Annotated in this window: 20 protein-coding genes; 6 read left to right on the forward strand and 14 right to left on the reverse strand. The window is 37.3% G+C overall.

Translation table 11 applies throughout. From position 1 onward, the window contains the following. Positions 1-9: 9 nt before the first annotated feature. The 8 genes from J1905_RS18315 to J1905_RS18350 all read right to left on the reverse strand — a co-directional run bounded on the left by J1905_RS18315 (position 10) and on the right by J1905_RS18350 (position 7,936). Positions 10-885 carry a carbon-nitrogen hydrolase gene (locus J1905_RS18315; protein ID WP_214228705.1) on the reverse strand — a complete coding sequence of 292 codons (876 nt, stop codon included), beginning with the start codon at positions 883-885 and terminating at the stop codon, positions 10-12. A 48-nt stretch (positions 886-933) separates the two neighbouring features. After that, on the reverse strand, positions 934-1,137 hold the full coding sequence (locus J1905_RS18320) for a cysteine-rich CWC family protein (RefSeq protein WP_173091048.1): 204 nt from the start codon (positions 1,135-1,137) through the stop codon (positions 934-936). Between the two features lie 270 nt (positions 1,138-1,407). Beyond that, a complete protein-coding gene (locus tag J1905_RS18325; RefSeq protein ID WP_214228706.1) occupies positions 1,408-3,792 on the reverse strand; it encodes a ribonucleoside-diphosphate reductase subunit alpha in 2,385 nt (794 codons plus the stop codon). A 106-nt stretch (positions 3,793-3,898) separates the two neighbouring features. After that, the gene (locus J1905_RS18330; protein ID WP_214228707.1) at positions 3,899-4,873 is read right to left on the reverse strand and encodes a ribonucleoside-diphosphate reductase small subunit; all 975 of its coding nucleotides are present in this window, start codon (positions 4,871-4,873) and stop codon (positions 3,899-3,901) included. A gap of 382 nt (positions 4,874-5,255) precedes the next feature. Further along, positions 5,256-5,663, reverse strand: a complete 408-nt coding sequence (locus tag J1905_RS18335) for a septal ring lytic transglycosylase RlpA family protein (protein ID WP_214228708.1) — start codon at positions 5,661-5,663, stop codon at positions 5,256-5,258. Between the two features lie 136 nt (positions 5,664-5,799). Continuing rightward, positions 5,800-6,279 (reverse strand): methionine-R-sulfoxide reductase, encoded by a 480-nt coding sequence (locus J1905_RS18340; RefSeq protein WP_173091052.1) that lies wholly within the window; start codon positions 6,277-6,279, stop codon positions 5,800-5,802. A gap of 141 nt (positions 6,280-6,420) precedes the next feature. Then, positions 6,421-7,293: a succinate--CoA ligase subunit alpha gene (gene sucD, locus J1905_RS18345; RefSeq protein WP_048907383.1), complete on the reverse strand. Its 873-nt coding sequence runs from the start codon at positions 7,291-7,293 to the stop codon at positions 6,421-6,423. A gap of 70 nt (positions 7,294-7,363) precedes the next feature. Continuing rightward, positions 7,364-7,936 carry a TMEM175 family protein gene (locus tag J1905_RS18350; protein WP_214228709.1) on the reverse strand — a complete coding sequence of 191 codons (573 nt, stop codon included), beginning with the start codon at positions 7,934-7,936 and terminating at the stop codon, positions 7,364-7,366. A 96-nt stretch (positions 7,937-8,032) separates the two neighbouring features. On the opposite strand from J1905_RS18350, the gene J1905_RS18355 reads away from it, so the two are divergent. Beyond that, positions 8,033-8,464: a hypothetical protein gene (locus J1905_RS18355; protein WP_214228710.1), complete on the forward strand. Its 432-nt coding sequence runs from the start codon at positions 8,033-8,035 to the stop codon at positions 8,462-8,464. 6 nt (positions 8,465-8,470) lie between these two features. On the opposite strand, the gene J1905_RS18360 is transcribed toward J1905_RS18355, so the two are convergent. Then, a complete protein-coding gene (locus J1905_RS18360) occupies positions 8,471-9,295 on the reverse strand; it encodes a 3-keto-disaccharide hydrolase (protein ID WP_214228711.1) in 825 nt (274 codons plus the stop codon). A gap of 48 nt (positions 9,296-9,343) precedes the next feature. Beyond that, entirely contained in the window at positions 9,344-10,618 is a 1,275-nt protein-coding gene (gene dctA, locus J1905_RS18365; RefSeq protein ID WP_214228712.1) for a C4-dicarboxylate transporter DctA, read from the reverse strand. A gap of 46 nt (positions 10,619-10,664) precedes the next feature. Between dctA and J1905_RS18370 the strand changes: the two genes are divergently transcribed. The 3 genes from J1905_RS18370 (at position 10,665) to J1905_RS18380 (ending at position 12,012) form a co-directional block, all read left to right on the forward strand. After that, positions 10,665-10,931 carry a hypothetical protein gene (locus J1905_RS18370; protein ID WP_214228713.1) on the forward strand — a complete coding sequence of 89 codons (267 nt, stop codon included), beginning with the start codon at positions 10,665-10,667 and terminating at the stop codon, positions 10,929-10,931. Next, positions 10,932-11,504: a Crp/Fnr family transcriptional regulator gene (locus tag J1905_RS18375; protein WP_214228714.1), complete on the forward strand. Its 573-nt coding sequence runs from the start codon at positions 10,932-10,934 to the stop codon at positions 11,502-11,504. Between the two features lie 73 nt (positions 11,505-11,577). After that, the gene (locus tag J1905_RS18380; RefSeq protein ID WP_214228715.1) at positions 11,578-12,012 is read left to right on the forward strand and encodes a carboxymuconolactone decarboxylase family protein; all 435 of its coding nucleotides are present in this window, start codon (positions 11,578-11,580) and stop codon (positions 12,010-12,012) included. Here the strand turns inward: J1905_RS18380 and J1905_RS18385 are convergent, their stop codons facing one another. Together J1905_RS18385 and J1905_RS18390 are read right to left on the reverse strand one after the other, a co-directional pair. Next, positions 12,013-12,639 (reverse strand): gluconate 2-dehydrogenase subunit 3 family protein, encoded by a 627-nt coding sequence (locus J1905_RS18385; protein ID WP_214228716.1) that lies wholly within the window; start codon positions 12,637-12,639, stop codon positions 12,013-12,015. A 16-nt stretch (positions 12,640-12,655) separates the two neighbouring features. Then, positions 12,656-14,392: a GMC family oxidoreductase gene (locus J1905_RS18390; protein WP_214228717.1), complete on the reverse strand. Its 1,737-nt coding sequence runs from the start codon at positions 14,390-14,392 to the stop codon at positions 12,656-12,658. A gap of 248 nt (positions 14,393-14,640) precedes the next feature. Here J1905_RS18390 and J1905_RS18395 point away from each other — a divergent pair, with 248 nt between their 5' ends. Then, positions 14,641-15,276 (forward strand): DsbA family oxidoreductase, encoded by a 636-nt coding sequence (locus tag J1905_RS18395; RefSeq protein ID WP_214228718.1) that lies wholly within the window; start codon positions 14,641-14,643, stop codon positions 15,274-15,276. A 261-nt stretch (positions 15,277-15,537) separates the two neighbouring features. Here the strand turns inward: J1905_RS18395 and J1905_RS18400 are convergent, their stop codons facing one another. Beyond that, on the reverse strand, positions 15,538-17,310 hold the full coding sequence (locus J1905_RS18400) for an ABC transporter ATP-binding protein (RefSeq protein ID WP_214228719.1): 1,773 nt from the start codon (positions 17,308-17,310) through the stop codon (positions 15,538-15,540). A gap of 3 nt (positions 17,311-17,313) precedes the next feature. Then, the gene (truA, locus tag J1905_RS18405; protein WP_214228720.1) at positions 17,314-18,084 is read right to left on the reverse strand and encodes a tRNA pseudouridine(38-40) synthase TruA; all 771 of its coding nucleotides are present in this window, start codon (positions 18,082-18,084) and stop codon (positions 17,314-17,316) included. Positions 18,085-18,168: 84 nt separating this feature from the next. Here truA and J1905_RS18410 point away from each other — a divergent pair, with 84 nt between their 5' ends. Further along, positions 18,169-18,636 (forward strand): DUF4293 domain-containing protein, encoded by a 468-nt coding sequence (locus tag J1905_RS18410; RefSeq protein ID WP_214228721.1) that lies wholly within the window; start codon positions 18,169-18,171, stop codon positions 18,634-18,636. Positions 18,637-18,690 lie beyond the last annotated feature (54 nt).

Consider the following 18,690-nt stretch of genomic DNA (forward strand, 5'->3'; position numbering starts at 1 on the left):
CTCTAAATCTTAATCTTCGTCAATAAATCTTTTAGTGATCGGCTGATAAGAGTCTATTCTACGATCTCTTAAGAAAGGCCAATGTTTACGGAAGAAATCAGACTCAGATAAATCTAATTCTACTACTTTAGTTTCTTCATTTTCATGTGAACCCAAATAAAGCAATCTACCCTGAGCATTTGTTGCGAAACTTCCACCCCAGAATTTCATGGCTCCATCTTGTTCAAGCCCAACACGGTTTACACTTACTACAGGCACTCCATTAGCAATAGCGTGAGAACGCTGAATGGTCTGCCATGCATTATACTGATCTTTATTTGTTTCTTCATCCTGATCTGTAGCCCAACCTATAGCAGTTGGATAAAACATAATCTCAGCACCCATCAAAGCTGTAATACGTGATGCTTCAGGGTACCACTGATCCCAGCAGATCAATATGCCGATTTTGGCAAATTTTGTCTGAAACACCTTATAACCTAAATCACCCGGAGTGAAGTAAAACTTCTCATAAAAAGCAGGATCATCAGGAATGTGCATTTTACGATACTTGCCAAGATAAGTTCCATCAGCATCTAAAACAGCTGTTGTATTGTGATACAAGCCTGCTGTACGCTTTTCGAATAAAGAAGCAATAATTACCACACCCAACTCTTTAGCGATAACTTGTAAAGCATCTGTGGAAGGACCGGGAATAGCCTCAGCCAAATTGAAGTTGTCATAATCTTCAACATCACAAAAGTATAGAGAAGTAAAAAGCTCTTGCAAACACACAATTTGTGCACCTTTTGCTGCTGCTTCCCTGATTTTTAAAATTGCTTTATCTAAATTTTCTTGCTTATTATTGGTACAGCTCATCTGCACCAACCCAACTTGTACTTTTGCCATTCTTTGTTAACAAATAATTTGACGCAAAGTTAGCCAAAAAAATAGATTTTATGAAGCCATGGCGTCTCTGTACTCTTGCTGAAGTTCAAATAAGCATTTAGCACACAAACACCCGTCATGCAGTTCACTAATATATTGCATCTCATTTAAATCAAGCTGTACAACACTGCATTGGCATTTAGTGTATGAGTTAGCCTTACACTCTATTGGTGTTCCACAACGCTCGCAGGGTATAATTTCGTGTTTAGCCATCAGCTACAAAGATACAAGATCAGGAACTAATGATACTTAGTTGTTTGTTAAAAATGACAAACAGGATATTAAAACACTAGAGCTGGTTATTGGTTTGTAGAGGCCCCTTTAAAGATGAATCTTATTAGAGATTATATTGAGAATGAAAAGAGAATTTTATTAGACAATAGTCTAACAGAGTCTGAGGTGACTCTGAGTTGAGTCTGACTTGTTAACAAAAAGAGCAGGTATTTTGTACCTGCTCTTAAATATATCATTACTAAATGGTGATTAACCTGAACAGCTAATGCAACCTTCTTCCATCGAACAAACCGGTCCGTCGGCAATTTCTTCTGCTACCTGCTCAGAATCCATATGTTCTGGAATTACCGGTTCCATGTTTTTACCTGCTTGATTCTCTACTGTAAATTTAACAGCCTGTGAAGCAGCTTGAGTACGCAGATAATACATTCCTGTTTTTAATCCTTTTTTCCAAGCATAGAAATGCATTGAAGTTAATTTAGAAGTATTTGGTGCATTAATAAACAAGTTTAGAGATTGAGACTGGCAGATGTAAGCACCTCTGTCGGCAGCCATATCAATAATGCTACGCATTTTGATCTCCCAAACTGTTTTGTATAATTCTTTGATATAATCAGGGATCTCAGCAATATCCTGAACAGAGCCATTCGCTAAAATAATTCTGTCTTTCATTGCCGGTGTCCATAAACCTAAGGCAACAAGGTCTTTCAGTAGGTGTTTATTAACTACCACAAACTCACCACTTAACACCCTTCTGGTATAGATATTAGAAGTATATGGTTCAAAACATTCGTTGTTACCCAAAATCTGTGAAGTAGAAGCCGTAGGCATTGGAGCAACAAGTAATGAATTGTAAACACCATCCTTAACTACTTTTTCACGTAAAGTTTCCCAATCCCATCTGCCGCTATCTGGTTTCACATTCCAAAGATCGAACTGGAATTTACCTTCTGATAAAGGAGAACCTTTAAATGTTTGGTAAGGACCATTTTTAACCGCAAGGTCATGAGAAGCAGTCATTGCAGCAAAGTAAATTGTCTCAAAGATTTCTTTGTTCAATTCACGTGCACCTTCACTTTCGAAAGGTAAACGCATTAAAATAAATGCATCAGCTAAACCTTGTACACCTAAACCAATTGGTCTGTGGCGCATATTAGAGTTTTTAGCCTCTTCTACAGGATAGTAGTTATAATCGATGATTTTATTCAGGTTTAAAGTAGCCTGATAAGTAACATCATATAATTTTTGGTGATCAAATTCACCGTTGATTACATATCTAGGTAAAGCTAAAGATGCAAGGTTACAAACTGCAACCTCATCCTTAGAGGTATATTCAATAATCTCTGTACAAAGGTTAGAGCTCTTGATGGTACCCAAGTTTTGTTGATTAGATTTGCTATTTGCAGCATCTTTATACAACAAGTAAGGAGTTCCGGTTTCAATTTGCGAATCAAGGATAGCAAACCACAATTCCTGAGCTTTGATGGTTTTACGTGCTCTTCCTTCTTGTTCGTAACGCTCATATAAAGCGTCGAACTCTGCGCCAAAGCAATCAGCTAAGCCTGGTGCTTCATGCGGACAGAATAAGCTCCAATCTCCGTTTTCTTCTACACGTCTCATAAATAAGTCGCAAACCCAAAGCGCATAGAACAAATCACGTGCACGCAATTCTTCTTTACCATGGTTTTTACGCAAGTCTAAGAAACTCAATACATCAGCATGCCAAGGCTCTAAATAAATTGCAAAGGCACCTTTACGCTTACCTCCACCTTGATCTACGTAACGTGCGGTATCATTAAATACCTTAAGCATTGGTACAATACCATTACTTGTTCCATTAGTACCACCAATATAAGAACCTGTAGCACGAATGTTATGGATACTTAAACCAATACCGCCTGCACTTTGAGAGATTTTGGCAGTTTGTTTTAATGTATCGTAAATACCTTCAATGCTATCATCCTGCATGGTTAACAAGAAACATGACGACATTTGAGGTTTAGGAGTAGCGGCATTAAATAACGTAGGTGTAGCATGGGTAAACCAACGCTCACTCATCAAATTATAAGTCGCGATTGCGCTTTCGATATCACCTTTATGGATACCAACAGACACACGCATAAATAAATGCTGAGGACGCTCAACGATTTGTCCGTCAACTTTTAATAAATAAGATTTCTCAAGAGTTTTGAAACCGAAATAATCAAACCCAAAATCTCTATCGTATATAATTGTGCTGTCAAGTGTGTCAGCATTTTCTTTAATTACTTCCCAAACGTCATCAGCTATAAGAGAGGCTGATTTACCTGTTTTAGAGTCAATATAATTATACAACATCTCCATAGTTTTGGAGAAAGATTTAGTTGTATTCTTATGAAGGTTAGATACTGCAATACGTGAAGCAAGTAGCGCGTAATCTGGATGTTTGGTAGTTAAAGAGGCTGCGGTTTCAGCTGCAAGGTTATCCAATTCAGAAGTTGTAACCCCATCATATAAACCTTCAATCACCTTCTTGGCTACATCTATCGGATCTACAAGTTCAGCATTAAAACCATAGCATAACTTTTCAATACGGGCAGTTATTTTGTCAAACCTTACCGCTTCTTTGCGGCCATCTCTTTTTAGTACAAACATATTTTTCAGGTATTTATGGTGCATATTGAGCTTGTGATGAGCAAACCCAGCATAGGCACCTAATTAATTATTTATTTATATTCCTTATCGCCTAACCCGATAAGTATTAAAAATCATCATCTAAAGAGAAAGCCGCAGCTTTATCCTCGGTAGAGGTTAATACACCACTCTTTTGATAATCACCAACTCTTTTTTCGAAGAAATTGGTTTTACCTTGTAGTGATATCATCTCCATAAAATCAAATGGATTGGTTGCATTATAGATCTTAGTATAACCAAGTTCCTGTACCCATCTGTCGGCAACAAACTCAATATATTGCGACATTAGTTTTGCATTCATTCCTATCAGTGCTACTGGAAGAGCATCTGTAATAAATTCTTTTTCAATTTCTACAGCATCTTTAATGATACCATGAACTTGCTCTTCGCTAAGCCTATTTTTAAGCATGCTGTACAACAAGCAGGCAAACTCGCAATGTGATCCTTCATCTCTTGAGATCAGTTCATTACTGAAAGTTAATCCCGGCATTAAACCGCGTTTTTTTAACCAGAATATAGAGCAGAAACTACCGCTAAAGAAAATACCTTCAACAGCTGCAAAAGCTACCAAACGCTCAGCAAAATTACCACCTTCTATCCAACGTAGTGCCCACTCCGCTTTTTTCTTAACGCAAGGAACCGTGTCTATTGCGTGGAACAATCTATCCTTTTCGTCAGGATCCTTAATATAAGTATCAATTAGCAATGCATAGGTTTCAGAGTGGATGTTCTCCATCATGATCTGGAAACCGTAGAAACAACGTGCTTCAGGCAACTGAACCTCACTCATAAAATTCACTGCCAGGTTTTCATTTACAATACCATCACTTGCAGAGAAGAAGGCCAGGATATGAGAAATAAAATGTCTTTCGCCATCATTTAGGTTATCCCAATGTTTCTGATCGTCTGAAAGGTCAATTTCTTCTGCAGTCCAAAAACTAGCTTCACTCTTTTTGTACATTTCCCAAATTGCCGGATATTTAATCGGTAAAAGAACAAAACGATCTTTGTTTTCTTTTAATAATATTTCTTCTTCTTGCATAAGCCTTTGTTTAACGTAGTGAATGATTTGAACAATAAAAACCCTCTTAATAAACACTAACAGTCGGCGAAACCATACTTAATTTAAAGATTTTAAAAGCCTTGAAACTCTATGACAACCTTAACCAACTAAATACTAAACCCTTAACTGAAAACCTAAGTGTGATTTATTAAAGAATTTTACTTAAACAAATATAAAGTATGAGGTCTTTTTAACAGAACAAAGTTGTTAACACGCTGTTAGATATCGTTGTTTAAAAGATCAGAATTCCGTCATAATCAACCAGTAAAAAAGCTAATTATTTCTTTTTTAGGGGGTAGTAAAAACTTTTGAATGTTAATAATTTAAAAAAGCTGACTTTATACCCCCTAAAGTTTAAAAGTTACTCGGTTTCTGGCAGATAGCTAATTTCAAGTTTAGCAACCCCTTTTCCATAAAACCCAAGCTCTTTTGCTGCTCCCGAAGAGAGATCTATTTTAAATTTTCTAGAGTGCGGACCTCTGTCATTTATTTCCACATCTACAGATTTTCCATTTGCCGGATTAGTAACCGTTACGATTGTCCCGAATGGTAAGGACATGTGGGCCGCAGTCATTTTTTTACCCCGATATCTTACACCGCTTGTAGTCCTTCGTCCTTCAAACTTCTTTGCGTAATATGTTCCGTAAACGGTTTTAGAGATTAATTTAGAAGATAGATTGGATGACGATTCTGCTATTGTTTCGGGAGCAGAATCTGAAGTTGCTCCGTCAGTAATTCTTTGAGAAAAACCCAAGGAAGAAATTAGCATACCGCATAACAATAAACAATACTTCATATTTACTATAGTTGGTGAACGTGCAAACATAAGTAAACTAATTACTTATAAACAAGTAATGCCCGACAAGTTATCATCGGGCATTATACTTATGTCATTCCAAAAGATTTTATTTCTTATCGGGCACAAAACTCATAGAAATTGAGTTCACACAGTTACGTGTATTTTTAGATGTGAAGCCTTCGCCCAAAAACACATGACCTAAATGTGCTTTACAATTGGCACAAACAATTTCTGTACGTTGCCCATCTGCATCAGGAATTCTTAGCACCGCTCCTTTAATTTCGTCATCAAAGCTCGGCCATCCGCAATGCGATTCAAATTTCGACTCTGAACGGTACAACGGTGCATTACATCGTTTACAGATATAGGTTCCTTTTTCCTTGTTATTCAACAACGCTCCAGTTCCAGGATATTCAGTACCCTTGCGTACAATCACATCCTCTTCCTCTTTAGTTAGTTTATTCCACTCCATATTGTTGGTTGTTTTTTTTACTTCTTCTTTTTTTGGCTTTTGAGCGCAGGCTACAAAACTAGTTATCACTAACAAGCCAGCTAACATAAATGTTTTATTGATTAAAGCTTTCATTTGCGTTATCATTATTTAATACAAGATACGGACTAAAGTTTCCTCCGGTTTCATAATAGAAGTAATAATAATGTCAGTTCTAAAAAAAAGCTCCGATGAATGAAATCACCAGAGCCTTTGCATTATACAAGAAGATCTTTATTATTTCTTTAACAAGGCAGCCATAGCTTCGCCAATTTCAGCAGGGCTCGCTACAACATGAATACCGCACTCTGCCATGATTTTCATTTTAGCAGCAGCAGTATCATCGGCACCGCCAACAATAGCACCAGCATGTCCCATTCTACGTCCAGCAGGAGCAGTTTGACCAGCGATGAAGCCAACAACTGGCTTTGTGCCATTTTCTTTAATCCAACGAGCAGCTTCAGCTTCCATACCACCACCAATTTCACCAATCATGATGATACCTTCAGTTTCCGGATCGTTCATCAACAATTCAACTGCTTCTTTGGTAGTAGTACCAATGATTGGATCACCACCGATACCGATTGCAGTAGTAATACCTAAACCTGCTTTTACTACCTGATCAACAGCTTCATAAGTTAAAGTACCAGATTTAGAAACTACACCAACAGTACCTTTTTTGAAGATGAAACCTGGCATGATACCAATTTTAGCTTCATCAGCAGTGATAACACCTGGACAGTTAGGGCCGATTAAACGGCAATCTCTGTCAGAAATATATTCTTTAACCTGAATCATATCCTTAGTAGGGATACCCTCAGTAATACAAACAATAACTTTAATTCCTGCTTCCGCAGCTTCCATGATAGCATCTGCAGCAAATGCAGGAGGAACAAATATAATAGATACATTAGCACCGGCCTTATCAACCGCATCCTTTACAGTATTAAATACTGGTTTATCTAAATGAGTCTGGCCACCTTTACCTGGTGTAACACCGCCAACAACGTTCGTTCCGTACTCAATCATTTGAGAAGCATGATAAGTACCCTCATTTCCTGTAAAGCCTTGAACAATAACTTTTGAATCCTTATTTACTAAAACACTCATGTATCTTTATTTTTTTGTGCAAACTTAGATAAAACTGCGGAGCATTCATGAAAACAATTGAAAAAAAATATCAGGCTATCTTTTTTTCTACCCGTCTTTCTGGTATAAACCAGATTATCGCAACTAAAATATAACATACAATACCTATCCAGGAACTAATAAAACTGCCTCCAATTGCAATAACATACAATAAACAAGAAACAGTATCCTTTAGACTTGTTCCAAATGTATCGGCAAATTCGGAATCCGGGCCATGTAACTTTTTCAATGTACTTTCCAAAATAAAATAAGCCGTGGCTGCCATGAGCATTACGCAACCATACATTACAACCGGCCAGGTATCATAATGGTTCTCGCCCATCCATGCGGTAGCAAAAGGAAACAGAGAGAGCCAAAAAAGCAAATGCAGATTAGCCCATAATACTTTTCCATTAACCTTTTTAACCATTTGCATCATATGATGATGATTATTCCAATAAATACCAACATAGACAAAGCTCAGCAGGTAGCTCATAAATACTGGGATTAGTGGCTTTAATGCCGACAAGGAACTGCCATGAGGAACTTTTAATTCCAAAACCATAATGGTAATGATGATAGCCAAAACTCCATCACTAAATGCTTCTAATCTGCTCTTGTTCATAAATTAAAGATATATTAATTCATTATTGTTTCAAACTAAGCTTAAATACTCATTTATTTGTAGAGATAAGATTAACCTTACCGCAAATAACACAAAATGAAACCACTTAAAATCTATTTTAAAGTATTGCAAACAGGAAATGGAAAATACCTGAAAACGAAAAATGAGGTAAATAACCTTATTGTTGATGTGATTGACAGGAACCCAACCAAATCGTCATCAGCAATAAGGGAAATAACTATTGAGGATTTTAAAAACAATGATAAAGCGCAAAAAGTATTACGCACCAGCGAACGTTTCTTTATTGAAAGTATTTCTGACATTGAAGTTGCCATCACTTTTTTACCGCAGGAGAAATTAGCACAGGAGCAATTTTACACCCAATGGAGATATATCCAAAAATCTGAAGCTTACAGACTAGTACAGTATTTAGATGAAAACAAGCTTGTGGTATACAGCGAAAAGACAAAAGTGCTGCATACCGTAAAGCTAGATAAAGATATTTCTGTAATAGTTGAAGAGGAATAACTCCCTCTATTTTTTGGCAGTTCTCTTTAAACGAGACAAATCTTTTATTTCAATATTCTTAAAATCAACTGGCTGACCTTCGCTTTGCAGAGCGATAAAACCACTACTTAACAACTTGCCGTCTATTTTAATTTTAGGATCGTAACCGTTTGCTACGCCACCGCCAATCTGAGGTTTAGAATATTGCAGTACAGTATCGCCATTAATAACATGAGTGATTAAAGAATCACCAAGCACGATCAACTCTCCTCGTACCCATTGATCACCATCATATGTTTTTGATGTAGAATTTAAGCAGTGCGAATCAGCTATCTTTCCTTTATAAACCACATTGGTTCCAGGCGAACACATATTACCGGTTGGTCTTGGATTTCCATCACCTAATCCAGCTAAAAGCTGCATCTCTACTGAAATTGGCCAGTCCTGTTCTTTTAGCATTGTTCTTGGGTCCTGAGAATGAAACATTACCCCACTGTTTAGCAAAGTATATTCCGGAGCACCTTTCTGCAGTTTTCCTACAAAACGATATTCAAATTTCAGATGATAATAAGAGAATGGTGTTTTATAATAAAGGTGTGCAAATTGATCATTAAAATCGCCGTACTGATCGTATCTAACTTTAATTATACCATCTTCAACCCTAAAAGTATTTCCAAAATTTTCGCCAACTTCATGATGGTGCACTTTTACAAACCAGTCATTAATATCTTTACCATTAAACAATGAAACCCAGCCTTTTTTATCATCAGATTGATTTGAGTTTTGTTTAATTCCTCCGCAACCTGCAAAAATAGAGCAGGAAATTAGGGCAATAAAAGTGGTTCTTTTCATAATTGTGTGTGTGGTTTATTTTAGTTGGAGGCAAAATACAATAAAAAATTAAATATCTAATTCCTCTGCCTTTTCAATAGCTGCAGGTTGAATTGCCCGCTGATATTTTTCTTCATCGAACTCATTCTCGCTTTTGGCAATCACAATAGCGGCAATACCATTTCCAATCATATTGGTTATAGCTCTAGCCTCCGACATAAACCTATCCACCCCTAACAAAATGGCAATATGCTCAACAGGCATTAATTTCAAAGCCGTTAAAGTAGAAACCAACACAATAAACCCGCTACCTGTAACTCCTGCGGCTCCTTTTGATGTAACCATCAAAACAGCCAGCACACTTAGCTGTTGCCCAATAGAAAGATCTACACTAAAAACCTGGCACAAGAATATCACCGCCATAGAAAGATAAATTGCTGTTCCATCGAGATTAAAGGAGTAGCCAGTAGGAATAACTAAACCAACCACAGATTTATTACAACCAATAGCTTCCATTTTTTGCATCATACTAGGCAATACCGATTCAGAAGACGAGGTGCCCAAAACAATTAAGATTTCCTGACGAATATATTTAAGGTACTGCCATAAGCTAAACTTATAGTATCTGCAGATAGCATTTAATACTACAAAAATGAACAAGAAACAGGTAAGGTAAACCGCTCCCATTAATTTCGCCATGGGCAATAAGGTATGTAATCCATAAGTACCTACACTAAATGCCATCCCACCAAAGGCACCTACCGGAGCAAGACGCATCACTACTTTCATAATGTTAAAAAACACCTTTGCCATTTTATCAAAAAAACTAAGCAATGAGTCTCCGCTTGGTCCCATCTTATTTAGCCCATAACCAAACAAAATGGCAAAAAACAATATCTGTAAAATATCCCCTTTAGTAAAAGCCTCAAAAACATTATGAGGTATAATATGTGCAAAAAATTCAGACCAGTTAATTTCTCCGGCCTGCTCAGTGTACGCCTTTATTTTATTCACATCTCCGGTTATCGGATGTATTCCTACACCGGGTTTTAATAAATTAGCCACCACCATTCCAATCACAATAGCCAATGTGGTCACTATCTCAAAATATAAAAGTGCTTTCCCCCCTACGCGTCCAACTTTCTTCATATCACCCATATAGGCTATTCCCAATACTATTGTTAAAAAAATGATCGGAGCAATGAGCATACTGATCATATTGATGAAACTCTGGCTTATCAATTTGGCGTGTGGTGCAAAACCCGGGAAAAATGCCCCTACTGCAATACCTAATGTAATAGCCACTAAAACCTGAAAAGTAAGGTTCGAAAGAATAGATTTCATTGTACTATAATAGTGAAATTTTGTTTAATGTACTTAGCTTTATGGCATGGAAAACAAAAATGAAAATCCCTATGTACAATTCAATCATAAAATTCTGAAGGACTGGAAAGACAATGGGGTAAAATACATCAAACTAGTAGAGCTAGAAGCTGATCTCGCTATTAAGTTTTTTGAGCTTATTCCTGATTCTGAAATTCCTGACGCAGGCGAAACAATATATCATATCGAGTCAGACGACATCACTGAACTTTTAGAGCCAGTTGCTAAAGTGAAGTTTTTAGTGCATGAAATTTACCTTGAAGAGGAGGAGTAAATGTATCCTGAACTTTTAACCCACATCAGAAGATACGTACAGCTTGAGCCGCATGAAGAGCAATTGCTATGTGACCATGTGGAGTTTAAAAGCCTTAAAAAGAAAGAGTATCTTCTGGAAACCGGAAAATTATGCAAAGGCGATTATTTCATCCTCAAAGGATGTTTAAGGCAGTTCTATATAAATAAGAAACTGACCGAGCAGATTATAAACTTTGGTCTGGAAAATTGGTGGATAGCAGATCAGGACAGCCTGCTTAATAGACATCCATCTACAACTAATATTCAAGCTATAGAAGCTTCTGAACTTTTGCTTCTTAGTGAACAGAATAAAGCTATCTTATTTGAAAAAATACCGAGATTGGAAAGTTACTTCAGGATCATGATGCAAAAAGCATTTGTTGCCTCCCAACGCAGAATAGGATACATTTTCAACCAAACTGAAGAAGAGCGTTATAGACATTTCTCAAAACTATTTCCAGACTTCATGCAACGTGTACCACAATACATGCTGGCTTCTTACCTGGGCTTTACCCCTCAATTTTTAAGTCGCTTACGAGCTAAAAAGGACTAAATTTTTCTTAACCGCGGTTCATTTTTTGGAAGCGTCTTATTGCTCAACTTTGTGATAACAAAAACAAATAGTTATGAGCAATAGAATTAAAATTAATGAGGCAGAACCTGCTGCATACAAAGCTATGTTAGCGTTTGACAGTTATGTAGAACACAGCAGTCTTACAACTAAACACAAAGATCTTATCAAAATAAGGGCATCCCAAATTAACGGATGTGCTTACTGTATAGACATGCACACCCGCGATGCACGCAAAGCGGGTGAAACAGAACAAAGAATTTATGCACTTAATGCATGGAGAGACACTCCATTTTTTGATGAGCAAGAACGTGCATTATTAGCCCTTACTGAAGAAGTAACCTTAATTAGTAACAAGGTATCTAACGAAACTTACAATAATGCAGCAGCACTTTTTGACCATGGTTATCTTGCGCAGATAATCATGGCCATAATTATTATTAATGCATGGAACAGAATTGGAATCAGTACTGGATTGGAACCCAAATAACTATACTCCTTCCATACCGTATTGTTTCAATACATCTGCAGGCACGCCTTCCCAACGGTTAGGCACATTACCTACATAACCGAGGTCTTTAACACCGATCTCGGTTGTAAAGAATCCCGAGGCGGTCAGATTACGCATCAAACTAAAGAAAGATACCCCTTGCTGCATTCCTGGTTTTACTTTTTCAGGATAAGCAATATCATCAACCATCTCAATTTGTTGAGCGGATGATGCTTCTTTAAACGTTTTCTGATAACGGGTTAAGCATTGCATATCAAGCCACTTTAATCCCCCACGCATTGGAGTTTGATGTCCCGGCATGTCTTTAACAATAAATTCTATGAAATCAGGGACTTTAGCATCCGAAGCGCTTCCTGATTTGTCATCCTTAGGAATAATAATATCCGCTAATAGTGTTATTGTGGCCATTTCATGTTCCGTAAAGAACTTCCATGAGTTTAATTTCTTATCACGTTCTACTTCAAATTCCTGTCTGCCGGGATGGCCTTCGCCATCAGTACCTGCGGCTGCAACTTCCGGTTCTTTTCCTGGTTTGCAAGCTTCAAGCACCACACCTGCACTAATTGCAGTAAGGCCCAAAGCTTTTAACGAATCACGTCTGTTCATATATATAGATTTGAGATCAGCTAATGTTTAAATTTTTCTTTTGTTCTAAAATGTATTCTGCAGTACGCATAGAAAGCGCAAGAATTGTCCAGGTAGCATTTTTATCACCTTGCTGTACGAAAGGGGCAGCATCTACTACAAATAAGTTTTTACAGTCATGCGCCTGACACCATCTGTTTAGCGCAGATTTTTTAGGATCATCACCCATTCTTACTGTACCAACTTCGTGTATAATCTTACCTGGAGCTTCTAATCCGTAATTCGTATCAGCACCAGGAGGCTCAGAAGCAACAGCCCCCATTGCATGCATAATCTCCTTAAAGGTTTCTTGCATATGCTTAGCTTGTTTTACTTCTTCCGGTGCCCATTTATAATTGAATCTAAGAACCGGAATCCCGTATTTATCTACTACGTTAGGATCTATTTCGCAATAGTTGCTCTCTCTGGCTATAGCAGTTCCCCTACCCGCCATCCAAACACCTGTACCGTAGAAACGTCTGTAATCATCTTTCAAACCAGCCCCATACCCACCAGCTTCTTTCTTTTTTCCATCTTTACCAGGTATAGTTCCATTTTGGCCCTCTATACCCCATCCAAATCCATAACCTGGCATACTAAGTCCACCACCATATTCTATATGGTATCCCCTCGGGAAATCAAGTTTTTTATTATCAAGCCACCATGGAGAGTATATATGTATACTTCCTGCACCATCTTCATTATATCGTTTACGATCTACCAGTTGAGGTAAATATCCACCCATACTGGCTCCTGTAGAATCATGTAGGTATTTACCAACTACTCCACTGCTATTTGCGATTCCATCAGGGTGGGCAGCAGATTTAGAGTTAAGTAATAATCTTGCCGATTCACATGCACTAGCACCAAGAACAATGGTTTTACCATTAACCTGATATTCCTGCATATCTTTTGTATTTACGTAAGATACGCCGGTAGCTTTCCCGGTTTTATCGGTAAGCACTTCTCTCACCATGGCATTTGTAATAACAGTAAGATTTCCTGTCTTTACTGCCGGAATAACCAGGCAGGAAGAAGATGAAAAATCAGCATAAACTTTGCATGATCTACCGCACTGACCGCAATAAAAGCATTGTCCGCGATCTTTGTTATCTTTTAATCCTTCGGTAAGCACAGAGCCTCTTCCCGGAATAACACGTACTCCTACCTTTTGTGCAGCTTTTTTTATGAACAACTCATTAAGCCTTGGCTTTGGAGGAGTCATAAATATACCATCGGGTTCACTTTCAATGCCTTCTACAGTACCATAAAGACCAATCATCCTATCTACCTTATCGTAAAAAGGTTTTAGCTCCTGGTAAGTAACAGGCCAGGGATCTGTAAGTCCATCTTTAGGTTTAAAATCATCTGGTCCCATTCTCAAAGAGATACGCCCCCAGTGATTTGTTCTTCCACCAAGCATTCTGGAACGGAACCAAGAAAACTCCGAATTATTTTTCTGAGTATAAGGTTCTCCTTCTAGTTCCCATCCGCCATAAGCGGCATCAAAATCACCAAAATGTCTGGTAGTACCTGCACCTCTTCTAGGAGATTCCCATGGCCATTTTAATTGCGCAGAATCAACTCGCGGATCAAAATAAGAACCAGCTTCTAACATTAACACTTTCAAACCTGCATTGGCAAGTACATATCCGGTCATACCTCCCCCGGCACCTGATCCTACAATGATAGCATCATATTCGACGCCTGATTTCTTAATTTCAAATTCGCTCATTTATAATTTGGTTTTTTTTTAAAAGTAACGATTTACTATCCATTTTATTCCCAAAACAACCATCTGTAACAACAATAATGGTTTGGGATAAAAGTTAAGAACGTAAGAATAAGTAATATACAAATTTTAGAATTCCACTGAAAAATCTAGGCTTATTTATAACGACTCTAATTAATGAATTCATCACACAAAACTCATAATTAACAACATAAAGCTATAAACAAATCCATATCTATAAATTTGCACCTATGAAAGTAGATATCTGGTCGGACGTGCGTTGCCCGTTCTGTTATATAGGGAAAAGAAAATTTGAGGCTGCTCTTGAGCAGTTTGAGCATAAGGATAAAATTGAAGTTGAATGGCATAGCTATGAGCTTGATCCAAATGCTGAAACCACTCCTGAAATCAGCGCCTATGAATACTTGGCTGACAAATATGGCAGATCGAAGGAATGGGCTATAGAAACTCATGAGCAGGTAAAGGAAACTGCAGCAGCTGTTGGGTTAGATTTCAATTTTGATATCTCCGTAGTAGCAAATTCTTTTGATGCACATAGATTAATCCAATTGGCAAAATCGATGGGATTGGGTGATGAAGCTGAAGAGCAATTATTTAAAGCTCATTTCACAGATGGTGTTAACATCAGCGATCATCAATCACTAGTTGAAATCGGTGTTAAAATTGGCATTGACAAACTTTCGGTTCAAACCATGCTGAGCAGTACTGATTTTACTGACGAGGTAAGATATGATGAAAATGCTGCACAAACTATCGGAATTAAAGGTGTTCCTTTTTTCATATTCAATCAAAAGCTTGCTGTTTCGGGAGCACAATCACCGGAAACATTTTTAGGCGCGCTGAATCAGGCGTTTCAAAAAGGTTAAAATAAGTATTCTCTTCAAAGTCTGGAATCTTTTGTCCCTGAAAAAGGGACAAAACTTCCTAGGCCTTTTCTGAGAAACTGATTTTAAAGTAAAACCCACCGTCTATTTTACGTGACAATTTAAAATGGGGATGCATTGCCTTCAACCTTGCATTTAGCCATTATGCATAACTATTTTACCAAAAAAACCGTGTTCTTCGAAGACATGCAGATTTTTCCCTTCAAAAATCTGAGGATGAGAAGAATCATGATTTTTTTCCCTTTAAACTGAGGTAGAAATACCAGTTGAGTTAAACTGCAAATCGTACAGTTTCTTATAATAACCATCAAGCTTAAGCAATTGCTGATGTGTTCCCATTTCTTTGATCTCACCTTTTTCCAATACAAGAATCTTATCTGCTTTCTGTATTGTTGATAATCGGTGGGCAATCACAATAGAAGTACGGCCTTTCATTAAATTCTCTATGGCACGCTGAATAAGCATTTCAGTTTCAGTATCAACAGATGAAGTAGCCTCATCCAATACCAAAATTGCAGGATTATAAACCAATGCTCTGATAAAAGAAATCAGCTGAGCCTGCCCTGCCGACAATGTTGCCCCACGCTCCATTACATTATATTGATATCCACCCGGCAATCGCTCTATAAAATCATGAGCGCCTACTTTTTTTGCTGCATCAACCACCTCTTCCATAGTGATCGAATCATTATTAAGCGTTATGTTGTTAAAGATGGTATCCGAGAAGAGGAAAACATCCTGCAATACGGTCGCGATTTGATTCCTCAAATAGCCTAATTCGTAATCTTGTATCCTTTTTCCATCAACCTTAATCTCCCCCTTTTGAATTTCATAAAAGCGGTTTAAGATGTTTATTGTTGATGATTTCCCAGCACCGGTCGCTCCAACAAGCGCAATGGTTTTACCGGCTTCAACTTCAAAGGATATATCTTTCAACACATAGTTCTCATCATTATATGCAAACCAAACCTTATCAAACGAAATATTACCTTTCATCACTTCCGGAGCATACGTACCCTTGTTCTCTGTAACCTCATCGGTATCTAAAACCTTAAATACGCGTTCGGCACCAACCATACCCATTTGGAGCGTATTAAATTTATCAGCAAGCTCTCTAATTGGTCTGAAAAGCATACCGATGTACATAATAAACTCCGTAATAATTCCTGGTTTAATATCAGGATTACTAAGGATTGTTCTGGCACCATACCAAACCAATAAACCAAGCGACATTGCAGAGATGATCTCTACAACTGGAAAAAATATAGAATAATACCAGTTAGAGCGGATGTTAGCATCGCGATAGCGACCATTAATTTTTAAAAACTTATTGTACTCTTGCTTTTCTCTGGCAAAATACTGGATAATTGAAACCCCTGTAATATGCTCTTGTAAGTACGTATTTAAATTAGACACTTCGGTTCTGATTTCCTGAAAAGCTGATTTAATTGCTTTCTGGAAAATCGAAGTAGCAATAATAAGTAAAGGCATAGGTAATAACACCACAAGTGATAAAGCCCAGTCCTGATATATCATCACTCCGATAATTACAATCACCATTAAAATATCACCAATAATTACAATTAAACCCTCAGAAAAAATCTCTGCAATGGTTTCAAGATCTGAAACCGTACGGGTAATCAATTGGCCTATCGGTGTATTGTCAAAATATTTAAGTCTTAATTTGGTGATGTGGTTAAACACATTGATCCTAAGATCACGGATCGCCGACTGCCCCAAAGTATTTGTAAGCAAAGTATGGCTATACTGCACTCCTGTTTGTACAACAAGCAGGATAACCATAAGTATGGTCATATTCAATAATCCGCTATAATCCCCGGTAATAATATGATGATCTAGTGTGTACCCGATAAGAATCGGTCTTAAAGGAGCCAAAACAGCAAGCAGTATCGTAAGTATTACAGAAATAATAAAAATGCGCTGGTATGGTTTTACGTATTGAAAAACCCTTTTCAACAAGCCTACATTAATTACATCACCGGTTATTTTAGACATATTTTATTTTACAAAGGGATAGACTACGCTCACAAGATATAAACCGCATGCAGGTACTGATTGTCCGGCATTACTTCTATTTTTACTTTCAATTATTTCTTTAAACTGCTCCAGGTTAATTTCCTTTTTACCAATTCGCACCAAGGTACCAACAATTGCACGAACCATATTTCTTAAAAATCGATCTGCCCTTATAGTAAACAATAAAGATTCATCTTTTACTTGAAAATGGGCTTCTGTAATTTTACAATTGTTAGTAAACGTTTGAGTATTCGATTTGCTGAAACAAGAGAAATCGGTATGCTTAAGTAAGATTTCGGCAGCCTCGTTCATTGCTGCAACATCAAGATCTCCTTTATAAAGCCACGACCGATCAAGCTTAAACGGATCTTTATGAAAATGTATATGATAATGATAAGCTCTTTCTGTTGCTCCAAAGCGAGCATGAGCCGTATTTTCAACTTCAAAAATACGTTTTACTGATATTTGATAAGGCAATAGAGAGTTTATACCTGTTACAGAACGGCCAAAATTTAAAGGTTTAAGTTCATTCGTTTCACTTTCTTGTACAATATCAAAGTGTGCATAAAATTGAGTTGCGTGCACACCGGCATCTGTCCGACCGCAGCCAAGTGTAATAATAGACTGTCTAAAATATGTAGACAGTGCCTTATCAAGGCATTCCTGCACAGTAATGGCATTAGGCTGTACTTGCCAACCATGGTAATCCGTACCATTATACGATAATTCGATAAAATAACGTTGCGTGTTCACTGTTACAAATCTAATATTCTAAATCTGTTTTTAGATTGCTTAGTGTTTCGCTTTTAATATCTTTGCTAAAATTATGGAATTGATATGATACAAAGAGTGCAATCTATATGGCTTTTATTAGCTGCCCTAACACTTACTTGCATGTTATTTTTGCCTTTCTTAACTAAAAATGTTAATGGAAGTGAATTTAGTATTTATACAAATGGTCTTCATCAGACAATTTCTGGAGATAGCGGAACAGGCCAAAAAGTAGAACCGTTTTTACCACTGTTTATTTCAAATATTGCAATTGCTGTGCTTTGCATTGTTACATTATTTAGCTTTAAAAACCGAACTATACAAAAACGTTTAGCTAGTGTAACCATCATATTAACCATAGCTCTGTCATTTTGGGGCTTTAATTATGCTCAAAAAATCCCTGGTGGAATTGAAGGTGCAACTTACGGTATAGCAGCATTTTTACCTATCTTAAGCATCTTATTTTGCGCACTTGCGATCCGCGGAATCCGTAAAGATGAGCAATTATTAAGGTCCGCAGATAGACTAAGATAATTAATTAGCTCATTTTTATTTAGTTACGTATCCGTAAAATACCAAATATTAAAC

Source organism: Pedobacter sp. B4-66 (genome assembly GCF_018492665.1).
GTDB lineage: Bacteria > Bacteroidota > Bacteroidia > Sphingobacteriales > Sphingobacteriaceae > Pedobacter.

Bases quoted from the DNA above. Each gene is read 5' to 3' on its own strand.
- J1905_RS18315 (WP_214228705.1), bottom strand. From the start codon at position 885: ATGGCAAAAGTACAAGTTGGGTTGGTGCAGATGAGCTGTACCAATAAT.
- J1905_RS18320 (WP_173091048.1), bottom strand. From the start codon at position 1,137: ATGGCTAAACACGAAATTATACCCTGCGAGCGTTGTGGAACACCAATA.
- J1905_RS18325 (WP_214228706.1), bottom strand. From the start codon at position 3,792: ATGTTTGTACTAAAAAGAGATGGCCGCAAAGAAGCGGTAAGGTTTGAC.
- J1905_RS18330 (WP_214228707.1), bottom strand. From the start codon at position 4,873: ATGCAAGAAGAAGAAATATTATTAAAAGAAAACAAAGATCGTTTTGTT.
- J1905_RS18335 (WP_214228708.1), bottom strand. From the start codon at position 5,663: ATGCTAATTTCTTCCTTGGGTTTTTCTCAAAGAATTACTGACGGAGCA.
- J1905_RS18340 (WP_173091052.1), bottom strand. From the start codon at position 6,279: ATGAAAGCTTTAATCAATAAAACATTTATGTTAGCTGGCTTGTTAGTG.
- sucD (WP_048907383.1), bottom strand. From the start codon at position 7,293: ATGAGTGTTTTAGTAAATAAGGATTCAAAAGTTATTGTTCAAGGCTTT.
- J1905_RS18350 (WP_214228709.1), bottom strand. From the start codon at position 7,936: ATGAACAAGAGCAGATTAGAAGCATTTAGTGATGGAGTTTTGGCTATC.
- J1905_RS18355 (WP_214228710.1), top strand. From the start codon at position 8,033: ATGAAACCACTTAAAATCTATTTTAAAGTATTGCAAACAGGAAATGGA.
- J1905_RS18360 (WP_214228711.1), bottom strand. From the start codon at position 9,295: ATGAAAAGAACCACTTTTATTGCCCTAATTTCCTGCTCTATTTTTGCA.
- dctA (WP_214228712.1), bottom strand. From the start codon at position 10,618: ATGAAATCTATTCTTTCGAACCTTACTTTTCAGGTTTTAGTGGCTATT.
- J1905_RS18370 (WP_214228713.1), top strand. From the start codon at position 10,665: ATGGAAAACAAAAATGAAAATCCCTATGTACAATTCAATCATAAAATT.
- J1905_RS18375 (WP_214228714.1), top strand. From the start codon at position 10,932: ATGTATCCTGAACTTTTAACCCACATCAGAAGATACGTACAGCTTGAG.
- J1905_RS18380 (WP_214228715.1), top strand. From the start codon at position 11,578: ATGAGCAATAGAATTAAAATTAATGAGGCAGAACCTGCTGCATACAAA.
- J1905_RS18385 (WP_214228716.1), bottom strand. From the start codon at position 12,639: ATGAACAGACGTGATTCGTTAAAAGCTTTGGGCCTTACTGCAATTAGT.
- J1905_RS18390 (WP_214228717.1), bottom strand. From the start codon at position 14,392: ATGAGCGAATTTGAAATTAAGAAATCAGGCGTCGAATATGATGCTATC.
- J1905_RS18395 (WP_214228718.1), top strand. From the start codon at position 14,641: ATGAAAGTAGATATCTGGTCGGACGTGCGTTGCCCGTTCTGTTATATA.
- J1905_RS18400 (WP_214228719.1), bottom strand. From the start codon at position 17,310: ATGTCTAAAATAACCGGTGATGTAATTAATGTAGGCTTGTTGAAAAGG.
- J1905_RS18410 (WP_214228721.1), top strand. From the start codon at position 18,169: ATGATACAAAGAGTGCAATCTATATGGCTTTTATTAGCTGCCCTAACA.